The sequence below is a fragment of the Finegoldia sp. BIOML-A1 genome (assembly GCF_009678325.1).
Classification (GTDB): Bacteria; Bacillota; Clostridia; order Tissierellales; family Peptoniphilaceae; genus Finegoldia; species Finegoldia magna.
The window spans coordinates 44,147-56,064 of sequence record NZ_WKZF01000009.1 but is presented as its reverse complement, the minus strand read 5'-3'; the positions used below and the strand labels follow the sequence as shown (position 1 = coordinate 56,064).

The 11,918-nt window shown below is 27.6% G+C and carries 7 protein-coding genes; all 7 read right to left on the bottom strand.

Annotated elements, in window-relative coordinates:
* Nucleotides 1-156 precede the first annotated feature (156 nt).
* The 7 genes from GKG00_RS07635 to GKG00_RS07605 all read right to left on the bottom strand — a co-directional run bounded on the left by GKG00_RS07635 (nucleotide 157) and on the right by GKG00_RS07605 (nucleotide 11,889).
* On the bottom strand, nucleotides 157-1,629 hold the full coding sequence (locus GKG00_RS07635; RefSeq protein WP_154254949.1) for a hypothetical protein: 1,473 nt from the start codon (nucleotides 1,627-1,629) through the stop codon (nucleotides 157-159).
* Entirely contained in the window at nucleotides 1,613-2,896 is a 1,284-nt protein-coding gene (locus GKG00_RS07630) for a HAMP domain-containing sensor histidine kinase (RefSeq protein ID WP_241673563.1), read from the bottom strand. The genes GKG00_RS07635 and GKG00_RS07630 overlap by 17 nt, the downstream gene beginning before the upstream one ends.
* A gap of 122 nt (nucleotides 2,897-3,018) precedes the next feature.
* A complete protein-coding gene (locus GKG00_RS07625; protein ID WP_094224581.1) occupies nucleotides 3,019-3,708 on the bottom strand; it encodes a response regulator transcription factor in 690 nt (229 codons plus the stop codon).
* A gap of 36 nt (nucleotides 3,709-3,744) precedes the next feature.
* On the bottom strand, nucleotides 3,745-6,648 hold the full coding sequence (locus tag GKG00_RS07620; protein ID WP_154254947.1) for a UvrD-helicase domain-containing protein: 2,904 nt from the start codon (nucleotides 6,646-6,648) through the stop codon (nucleotides 3,745-3,747).
* Nucleotides 6,641-9,319, bottom strand: coding sequence for a PD-(D/E)XK nuclease family protein (locus tag GKG00_RS07615; RefSeq protein ID WP_154254946.1), 2,679 nt, complete (start codon nucleotides 9,317-9,319; stop codon nucleotides 6,641-6,643). The genes GKG00_RS07620 and GKG00_RS07615 overlap by 8 nt, the downstream gene beginning before the upstream one ends.
* Nucleotides 9,312-10,931 carry a nucleoside kinase gene (locus tag GKG00_RS07610; protein ID WP_154254945.1) on the bottom strand — a complete coding sequence of 540 codons (1,620 nt, stop codon included), beginning with the start codon at nucleotides 10,929-10,931 and terminating at the stop codon, nucleotides 9,312-9,314. The genes GKG00_RS07615 and GKG00_RS07610 overlap by 8 nt, the downstream gene beginning before the upstream one ends.
* Nucleotides 10,924-11,889 (bottom strand): RluA family pseudouridine synthase, encoded by a 966-nt coding sequence (locus GKG00_RS07605; RefSeq protein ID WP_154254944.1) that lies wholly within the window; start codon nucleotides 11,887-11,889, stop codon nucleotides 10,924-10,926. Before GKG00_RS07605 ends, GKG00_RS07610 begins: the two co-directional genes overlap by 8 nt.
* Nucleotides 11,890-11,918: the final 29 nt, after the last annotated feature.

The window sequence follows — 11,918 nt, the reverse complement described above, 5'->3', positions numbered from 1 at the left end:
TTTGATTCCACCTGATTCACCTGATAAGTATTCTAGTACTAATTTTATTTTAAATTCTTTTGTATATTTTGGCATACGAAAACCCCTCCATCCGTATTCCGGATTTTGGGGTTCAGGTCATTTATAGATTATCTACTTCTTTTTTTCTATTAATTTTTATTGTCTTAGGTTAGTAATAAATGATGATGGAATTTTATCGTTGTTTTGAAATTCTTTTTTCCACATTTCTGCATAATTTCCTATTGCCCATTCACTCATTATAATAGAATCATCTTTCGTAATTGGTATACTACCTATTAATTTATTATCGTTAGAATAATCATAAATTAATATTTCATCCGTCGTTTGAACTATTAGTATTCTTTTATCAGGAGAAGAATATGCATCTATCGCACTGCTCTTTAAATTTTTTATAGATTGCCAATTCATAGATAATTCATCTGGTGATAAATTCAAATGTGAAACGATGTTAAGTATTACATTTTTCAACTTAATCTCATTATTTTCTTTGAATGTATATTGTGTTTGATAATTCCATTTACCAGAATTTCTTACAATTCCAATATTTTTGTAATCTTCATTTTTATCGTTTAAAGAAATTTCGGAATTTGAATCTGTTGATTCTTCTGCTATAGAATTCTTTAATACATTTACAGCCTCTTTACCACCGATTTGATCAATATTAAGTTCATTATTATTGCTCATTTTATCTATATCATATATAGAATAATATTCAAATTGATCCTTATTTCTCATGATTGAAATGTATTCTGGACCTAGGTATGTTATTTCTGCAGATGTGTCAAATTCCAATTTTTTATTTTCTTTAGAATTATCTCCTGAATAAACTGGCTTAGCTAAGAATTGCTCTACATAGTTATTATCAAATTCATTCTTTTTGTATTCCATAGTCCAGAACCCATTTTTTCTAGGGAAAAACAATGCAGATGTTTGATAAATCTGTGCGCGATTTTTCTTGTCGATATCCAATAAAATAGTCCTATAAGATATATCACTTTCATCATTTCTTACAACTTTATTTTTGATTCCAATTAAAAGAGCAATATTTTCTTTGTCTTTTAAATTGTTTCCTTTATTTTCATAATATTTACTCTCATAGGTTGACTGATAATTCTCAATAAAAGTTCTGCTGACTTGATTTTCAGTTTTTTTCATGTAATAAAGCACTCCGTTGTATGGTAAAATTATATTGTTTTTATCCATTACAACAACATCTTGATAAAACTTGCTGCCATCAGAAATTGTAATGACCATTTTCTTATCTTTAGAAAATTTCTTACTTATATTTTCATCGCTTGTTTTTTTACTTAGATAATTTTGTAAACTGACAAATTTAGACGAAAATTTAGGGTTTATAGTAAATCTTTTTCCAAAAACAACTATAGATTCATCGACGTAAAGTTTACCTATTTCATCCGAAACTTTGGATTTAGAATCAGAAAAGCTTTCTTTCTTATCAATTTGCCACACACCTGCTGCGACCAATAAATTATTTTCTGGAACTTTAATATTTTCAACTGCAGATTGTTCTTTATTTCTGAACAGTATGAAAACAATCAACAAAATTAAAACTATCGTACCTACCAAAATACTAGTTGTCTTTTTCATTTTCATCATCTCCTAATGGCAATGTAAACGAAACTGTAGTTCCTTCATCTAATTTAGATTTAATCATCAATTCTCCCTTGTGAAGTTTTACTATTTCCTCACAAATAGAAAGCCCCAAACCTACATGAGAATTCGAATTGGATCCTTTGTAAAATTTTCCAGTTACAAGTTCTATTTCTTCAAATGAAATTCCAATCCCTGTATCTATTATAGATACTTCTGCAAATTTTTCCGTTTTTTCAATATTAATAATTATCGTTCCTTTTTCTGGAGTAAATTTTATAGCATTATCTAAAATATTAATGAAAACTTGCTTGATTCTATCTTCGTCAAATGTAGCGATGAGTTCTGGACTTTCATAATTTAATATCAAATCAATTCCTTTTGAACGAACTTTAGGAATTAATTGGTTTTTGATATGTTCTGCTAATTCAATTAAGTTTTGTTTTCTCTTAACTATTGAAATTCTTCCGGAAGTAAATCTCGAAAAATCAAGTAACTCCTCAACCATATTTGTAAGTCTGTCGCATTCGCTATCGATTATGTCAATTCCCATAGTTGTTGTTTCTAAATCTGAAGGATCATATTTTAATGTTTGTGCCCATCCTTTTATAGAAGTTAACGGTGTTCTCAATTCATGTGACACACTTGAAATAAATTCGTTTTTCAATTGTTCTTTCTTGTTAATATTGTCCGTCAATAAATTCAAAGTCATTCCAAGTCTTCCGATTTCATCTGCATCATTTTCTTTTGCTCTTACTTCCAAATCACCTTTAGCCATTCTCTCAGCAGTTTTTGCAAGACTATTTATTGGTTTGATAATGCTTTTAGTTAAAATTTTACTCAATAAAATACTGAATAATATTACCAAAAATCCGAACAAAGCGAACGATACTGACTTCACTCTTATTGCCCTGTCTACTTCTTTTAAACTTGAAATGTATCTTAAAACTCCGACTTGTTTTCCCCTGGATTCAAGTGGTACTGAAACAGAAATAATATTTGAATCAGAATAACTAACTTTTCCAGTGTATCTTCCACTTTGACCATTTATCGCGCTAACTACATCAGATGTTTCTATTTTTTCACCCAAATTAGGGCTTGCTATTGAGTCAAACACGACAACTTGATTATTATCCAAAATTTGCACTTGGCAGTCAGTTTGTCTGTAAAATTGGTTTTTGTCTTCGGCAATTACTTCATCTAATTCATAGTCTGCCATATAAGAACTATATAAATTAGTAGAGTACCTTATTTCGTTATTCAAAACACCTTCCATTGTAGAATAATAATAAAACTTAGTAGCATAAATCGAAAATATAACAAGTATTATCGCGGTAATACTTGTTAAAAATACAAAGGAATACATTATTTTGTTTTTAATACTCATTATTTTTTATTTTCCCATCTGTAACCAACTCCCCAAACTGTTACAATATATTTTGGATGAGTTGAATCTTCTTCAATTTTACTTCTCAATCTTCTCATATTTACATCAACAATTTTAGCATCACCTATAAAATCTTCACCCCATGCTTTATCCATCAATTCATCTCTAGTAATTGCTTTTCCAGGATTTTGCATCAAAAGCTTTATTATGTTAAGTTCTGTTGGAGTCAATGTAATTTCTTTTCCATTTTTATAAAAAGTTCTCGAATACATATCAAGTTTGAATGTTTCATCTTCAATAATTTGACTATTGTTTTGTTTTTGTGGACTTCTTCTCAAAACAGATTTTATTCTAAGTATCAACTCACGCGGATTAAATGGTTTTGTCAAATAATCGTCTGCTCCTCTTTCAAGTCCTTCAATTTTATCGTTATCTTGAGTTTTTGCAGTCAACATTATAATAACAATATCCGGAAATTTATTTCTTAAAATTTTACAAACTTCAAATCCGTCAATCCCAGGAAGCATTATATCTAAAACAGCTACATCTGGCTTGTTTAATTCTGCTAATTCTACGCCTTTTTCTCCAGACTCAGCTTCTAATATTTCAAATCCTTCTCTTGATAAATTTATTTTTGTAAATTGTCTTATATTATCTTCATCTTCCACTAAAAGAACTTTAATACTCATATCACACCTCATGTATTATTATAACTCATAATTTAGCTAATTCAATTGATTTACATAATTGTTAAGAAAAACCTCAACCTCTTGTTCGCAATTTTGGTCGTAATTTTTTTCAATAATGTATCCTTTTCTTAAATTTACAAGAATCATTTTAATATTTTTGTTGTATTTTTTGTTCAAAACATAAGAATAAAACTTCAATTGCATGTGGTATTTTTCGTACAAGTATTCTTGTGATTGTGAACTAATTTTATAATCATAAACTTTTATTTCTTCATCACAAAATTCCACTCTATCCATAAATCCAGATATCATAAGATTCTCGTACAATAAATTAAAATCCATTTCATTTTTATAATTTGAAAAATCTGTTATGAAATAGTTAAAGTTTTTAGTTGCGACATTGAAAATTTCCTTCTCATCTTCATTTAAGAAATCTACTTCTTTTATACATGGATAATTACTTCCGTCAGATAATTTCGCATACATATGAACCAAATTACCAAGTAATATATAATTTATTGAAGATTTTTGAAGATTACTATCAAAAATTTCTTCATTGGAATTTAAAATACTTGTAATACCAATTGGAATAAGTTTTTCGACTTTTACTTTCTTTGGTTCTGGTATATCGAATTTTGTTTGTATTTTTTCGAGTAAAAAAGATTTCTCATTTAATTCTAAAAATCTTATACTTCCTCTTTGTTGCAAGTCCTCAATGTATGGACTTATTTGTTTGAAATGTCCTGATTTTTTTGAATTCGAAAATGATAATTCTTTTTTTGCACGTGTGAATGCCGTATAGTATACGTTGTCAACTTCGTAATCTTCCTCTTCTTCAATTAATTTCTTAACTTTTATCATTCTGAATTTTGAAAAAGGAAAATCTAGCACGAATTGCATCTGAATGTTTTCGTTGTCTATAAATAATAAAAATTTATCTTTGTTAATTGATGGCTTTGACAAATTATCCACTATGACCTTACTAAAACCTAATCCCTTTGATTTGTGAATAGTCATAAGTTTTACCAAATCACTGTGTTCATCTTCAAAAGACATTTGATATAAGTTAGTATTATTTTCAAAATAATCTACAAAATCTTCTATACTATAGTTGTTGGCATCAAATTGCTTTGCAATTTCCAAAAATTTAATTATATTTGCCTTTGCTTGAAGATCATTAAATAATCCTAAGTAGTCAATCTGTTCAATGTAATTAGACATTGAATCGTAAATCGTATATTTTGTAAGATTTTCCGTAAAATCTACAACTTGTTCATCAATTTTTTTCATAGTAGATTGATAGTTATCTGTTTGATTCAATATTTCATTGTAACCCACATCATATACATTAGATAGTATTCCTACTTTACTTATGTCATCACCATATCGTGCGTATTTTATGAACTGAATCAGATTTAATATTTCTCTGCATTCTTCAAGTCCTTGTTTGTCGAAAATATAATAAGGAATATTTCTATTTGCTAATCTTTTTTCGTATTCCGAGAAATCATTCTTAGTTCTAGCTAAGATAGCAGTGTCTTTAAAATTATCTTCATTGATGTATGAAACCAAGATATCTGCGGAATCATCTTTTGTTTTTGCGTCCTTATTGTTGAGTTTAAATTCATCTCTTCCGATTACTTCTCCCAATTCATTAACTGCGACTAAGCTATCGTATCTATCCTTCATTTTATTAGAATAAATGTAATTAATAGGCTCCATTATATTTGGATGAGTTCTATGATTTTCATAAAAAGTGATGTCTTTTCCGCCACTTTTTTTTATGTCTTCTCTGGTTTTTTCAAATACTTTTATGTTAGCTCCCCTAAAACTATATATGGCTTGTTTCGGATCACCAACTACGAAAAGATTATTTCTATCCAAAGCCTCATTGTCGCTGCACAGTGTATAAAAAATATCTCTTTGTAGATTTGATGTATCTTGATATTCATCTATCATAAAATATTTATATTTTTCTTTACACGATTTTAGAATATCACCATTTTCCAGAGCTTTTTTACACATTATTTCAATATCGTTAAAATCTAAGAAACTTTTTTCATTCTTTTTTATTGAATATTCTCTATTAACTTCTATCAAAATATTGAAAAAACCTTCGTACAAATCTATATAATCTTTTTCTTTATTTGAAAGTATCGCATCAATTCTTTTGTTCACTTCATCAATTAGTTCCTGAACATTTTCTTTCTTGCTCTCTCCAAGATTGTCAAAACTTTCTAACAAAAATCTAGTATATTCTGGAATTTCCAAAATTTGTTTATCATCATGCAAAAATTTATATAGTCTACTATTTTTCGTAAGTCCTTTGATATTATCTGATTCTTCTCTTAGATCAAATAGATAACTTTTTATTCCGATAATATCCTCATCGTCAACATTTCTAAGATTAGTTAGTTGAAGAATTGTTTCTCTTTTAATAACTTCAAAGTCTATGTTATTCGTCCTTAATTTATTGAAAGAATCTCTGATAATTTTAAGTGTGTCTGAATATGAAATATCTAACACATTGCCAAGCTTCTTGATAAAATCAATTCTATATTCTAATATTTCGTCAAAAATTTCATTAATCATTTTATTTGCTTGATCATCTTCAATGATTTGAAAGCTAGGATCTATGGATAAATAGTACGAATTATCTGATACAATTTTTTTACAAAAAGATGAAATGGTAGATACATTTATGTCGTCAATTAGTCTGGGATTGTTTAGCTTTTGAATAATTCTATCCTTCATTTCATCAGCAGCTTTGTTCGTAAAAGTAATGCACACGATACTTTTAATGTCGATACCTTTTTCGTACATATATCTAAATCTTTCAGAAACTACTTCTGTTTTACCAGTTCCTGCACCTGCATTTACACAAACATTTTGATTTATCGTTGAATAAGCTAATTTTTGATTGTCGCTGAATTTAATCATTGCTAGCTTTCCCTTCTGTGTTTTTTAATTTGCAAATTTTATTAAAATCACAATATTTACAAGAATTGTCATCACTTGCTTTTACAAATAAGTTCTTATTCCTAATATTTTCTCTGAATTCTTTTACTTTCTGAATCATAATTTCATCCAACTGATCCTTTGAAACATTTTGAAGATATTCATATTCTTCATTATCTCTAATGCTTTTGTATTTACAACTTACAACATCACCGTACGAAGAATATATTGCAAATTGAAATCCTTTGTTTTTGTCCAAATCTTTAGCTTTCCTGAAACTATTTTTCGATAATTTATAGTCTATTAATCTAATTTTACCTGAATCTGTTCTATCAACCCTGTCAATTCTTCCAATAAATTTGGTGTTTTCATCTAAACTAACAATAAAATCTTCTTCTAATTTATAAGGGTAAAACTTTTCAGATTCGTTTTTCATATTGTAAATATCAGTTCGAATAAAGTCTTTTAGTTTTTTCAAATACTTTTCGTAATCAAATTCATTTTCCTTAATATCAGTGTTTAATCCGAACTTTTCAAAAGAATTTCTGAGTAATTCATCCAAACTTGAAACATCTAACTCACATTTGCTATCTATAGCATCTCTTATTTGCGAAATATTTATTCCGTAAAATTCTTCCAATGTGTTGTGCAAAATAGTTCCAATATCCAATTGTCTAGACTTTATTTGCGGTTTAAGCTTCAAATAATATCTAAAATAAAACTTCATTGGACATTCAAAATATGTTTCAAGCTGAGTTGAAGATAATTCTTTCTTCAATATATATTGTGTCGTTTTGTCATCTACTTCAAAATCAGAAATATTCTTTGAGGATATTCTGCTTTCTATTCTATTTAAATGTTGTTTCAAAGAATATTTCTCATAAGCTGACACGCTGTGAAGTTTTTTTGTGTCAATTTTTTTGATATTTTTCATGTTAATTTTCTTTATCTTTTGACTTGATTTTATGTTCTTTTCCAAAATCAATCTTGATTTTATGTTGCTCTCAGTATTGTAAGACAGATAAATTTTTTTATTCGCTCTATTTATAGCATCAATAAATCTGTCAATATTTCTTTTTCTATTTTCTGCGTCTGACAAAATGTCGATTCCTCTTTTTTGTAGAAATTCTATATTATCTTCATTGTTAAAGAAATCATAATTAATTTTTCCTGGAATCACATCATCATTCATATTAACTACGTATAAAACATCGTAGTTTGAAAGTCTAATATCCGTAAGGGAATATATTCTAATTCCATCTACTAAATAATCTGTAGAATCAACCTTCAAATTTTTTATCAAATCCATCAAATAAGAGTTAATATTTTTCGATTTTTTAACAAGTTCAGCATGATTTTTATACAAATCCTCAAGTATTATCAAAAGTTTTTCAGAAAATAAATTAAATCCTTTATCATAACTTTCTTTTTTTTGAATTATTGCTATAAGATTAGCTAAAACATTAATGTTTGTTTCTATAAAATATAAATAATACGATTTAATCTCTTTTAAAATTTGTAAATTAGTTTCATAATTAACATTTACTTTCAAAATTTTAACTAAATCTTCCCAATCATCAAACTCAAAATCTGACAATATACTTCTGAACGTGACTTTATCCTTCAAATCAAATTCTATAAAACAACTATCTAGTGTAGAAAAAATATATTGCTTTAAAGTTTTCGTATTATCAAGTAGATTAATTATATCTAAGAAAAATTTGTAGTCACGATAAGAAATATAATCATCTCCAAAAACTGGAATATCGTGTAATTTCAAGGAATTCAATATTTCCCTTTTTGAGGAATCTTTTTCTAAAAGAATTGCCATTTTATTATAATCATAAGTGTATGAATCTTTTGATATTTCATTAATTAGCCTGTCTTTTTCCAAAATTTCATTGGTTAATTTAACTACCTTCTTTTCAATGAATTTATTTGGTTTTGATTTATCTTCATTTTGAATAACATCAAATCCAATATCACGCAATTGATTTACTAATTCACTTTTGTATTCATTATAATAATCCACGTAAATATAGACATTAACATCATAATTTTTCAACTGATTTATTACTTCCAATTCAATTGGTCGAAACTCACTAAATCCATGAATGTAAATATCCTTGTTTTTTTGAAGATTAAGATTTTTTGTGTCATAGGCATCAAATTTATCCAGAAAATTATACTGTTTCATAATGCTTTGATATTTTTCATACACTTTACTTAAAATATTTAAACTAACATTGTGACTAGAAATCTCTTCAAGCTCATCTATTTTTTTATTTGAATACTTGCATGTAGATATAAATCTTTTGGATGAATTTATCATTCCATTAGAATTGAAAAATTTATTATCCTCAAACATCCCTTCATCGATAAGTTCTTGAATTGCCAGTCTCAAAATCAAATCTGTCAAATATGTTGAAATATCTGAAGCATTTACTAGATCATCTATAGTCCAAATCTTCACGTCGCATAGCACCGATTGTTCTTTTAAAAACTTATTTCTAATATTTTTAATTAGCTTTCTATTTGGCAAAATTAAAATAAAATCAGTGTTGCCATTTCTAATTTGATTTTTTAAATAAGACATATTTTCATCAAAAAGCTTTGAAGAATTTGAATTAGTGTACACAATTCTCTTATTCATTGTAATCTCCTATGAATTCTTGTAAAATTGAGTTTTTAGGGACTATTGAATCGTCTTTTATTTCTATAAAATAATTCAAAATGGATTTTAACCTTTCAATCTCTGTAAAGTTATGACCGTTTTTGTCGTAATTTTCCACTAATTTCAAGACGTATTTTTTCAAAATATTAATTTCATAAATTAATGATGAGTCTATTATACTGTCTGCTTCATTTTGATATGGAAAAACATTAATATATTCAGCAGCGTGAACTCTTGGCCATTCAGACAATGTATCGTCTACGCTTTTATCTCTTTGAACGAAATCTCTCACCATTCTTCTCATAAGTCTCATATCTGTAGTTGATATTCTATTGTGACAATCAATACTTAGTTGTGTCAATGCTGATACATAAATTTTGTATTTGTCCTTGTCTGGAACTAGACTTGTAAGTTTTGGATTAAGTCCATGAATTCCTTCCACGATTATAATTCCATTTTTGTCAAGTTTTGTGTAAGTATCGCCATATTCTCTTTCGCCTGTGATAAAATTATAAATTGGCAAATTAACATAATCGCCTTCTAATAATCTCATTAAATCTCTGTTAAATGTTTTTAAATCAAGTGCATTAATCGATTCGTAATCCCTGTTGCCGTCTTCATCCAAAGGAGTGTCCACTCTATTTACAAAATAATTATCCATAGAAATAGGAATAGGATTTTTACCTCTTACAGCTAATTGCACAGAAAGTCTTTCAGCCATTGTGGTCTTCCCTGATGAAGAAGGTCCAGATATTTGAACTAATCTCGCATTGTTGTAAATAATCTTGTCGGCAATATATGAAATTTGATTTTCAAAATAAGCTTCATTTACGCTAACCAAAAAATCCATATTTCCATCCTGAATTTTTTCATTCAAACTTCCCACATAACCAATATCCAACATTTCAGTCCATTTTTTTGATTTATAGAATATTTTTGAGAGAGCTTTTTGTTCTTTAAATTCAGTAAATTCACCAGTTCTACTAACGCTTAATGCAACTCCTGGAAAATAATTTATAAGTTTGTAATATTTCAAAAATCTCGTAAATGGAGCTACAAATCCTTCTATACCGAAGTAATGATTGTGACATTTGTACAAATACACTTCATCCTTGTCTAAACTTTTTAATAGTCTCGATTTTTGAATGTATCCTTCCTCTTCAAAAATATCAAAAGCTTCTTTCCTGGAAACTTTTACTCTTTCAATTCTAAGATTTTGATTAATCAAATCATTCATCAATTCTCTAATTTCTTCCAAATCTCTAAAATGAATTTCGTTGTTATTTTCGAATTCAAGATACATATAGTCTCCAATTGTATATTCAACTACCAATTGATCTTCGGGAAATTTTATTTTAAATGCCAATAGCAACAGCAATATTCCTGTTCTCATCAATGTGTCTTGTGAATAAACGCTGTTTTCATTTACAAACTCAATCGTATCTCCATCATCTATACTACTCATAATATCGACAAGTTTATTGTTCTTTAATGCAACAATACTATCTTCAAAACCACGTTGAATGCCATAATCATAAATCGTCTTATCTTCATAGTCGTATATTTTGTTGTTGTTAATTATCTTAATCATATTTACTCTCCAAATCGTTCAATATTTTCTCAAATAAATCATCTCTTTTGCTTTCAAAAACCATAGATTGATATTTTTGGTATTTTTCCATTTTTTCTGGAAATATTAGCTTATACGAATGTAATAATTGAAAATTTAAATCGTACTTATTTCTGAAATATTTATTAACATCTCTGTTTCCATATTTAATATCTCCAATTATAGGGTTATTAATATGTGACAAATGAGCTCTGATTTGATGTGTCCTTCCAGTCAATAAATCTACATTGACCAGTGAATATTTCCCGAAATTTTTTACATTCCATACTTTTGTCATGCTTTTCTTTCCACTAGAATTGACCACAGATTTGTTCTTATCATTATCTTTTTCTAGCGCCAAATCAATTGTTTGGTCTTTGAGATTACCAACCACAATAGTTTCGTAAATCTTAGTAATTTCGTGTTTTTTGAATAAATCATTAAAATATTTCAAGCTATCATAAGTTTTTGCACCTACAACAATGCCAGAAGTATTTCTATCCAATCTATTTACTAAAGCTGGTGTAAATGTAGAGTTTTGTGTTGGAGTAAACTGATTTGTTTTTATCAAATAGCTTACCATCATATCCACTATATTTTTCCCATAATCTCGAGAATTAGCTGCGTGTGATAATACTCCTGTTTTTTTATTAATCAATATTAAATCATCATCTTCATAGATTATATCCAAGTTAAAATCCTCAGCGGAGTATACCTTATTATCTTGATATTTTTCAATAACTTCATCGTACAAATAAATATTTACCACGTCGTCAATTTTCAGATTATAATCAGGTTCTGTCCTTTTTTTATTAACTTTTACTTTTTTAGTTCTGATAAGTTTTTGGATATAATTTTTGCTCATTTTTGGCATCAATTTCATAATAAACCTATCTACTCTTTGGTTGCTATTTGAATTATCTATATTTATATGTCTCATTATTGCTCCTATTTGAAAAATTGTTAATA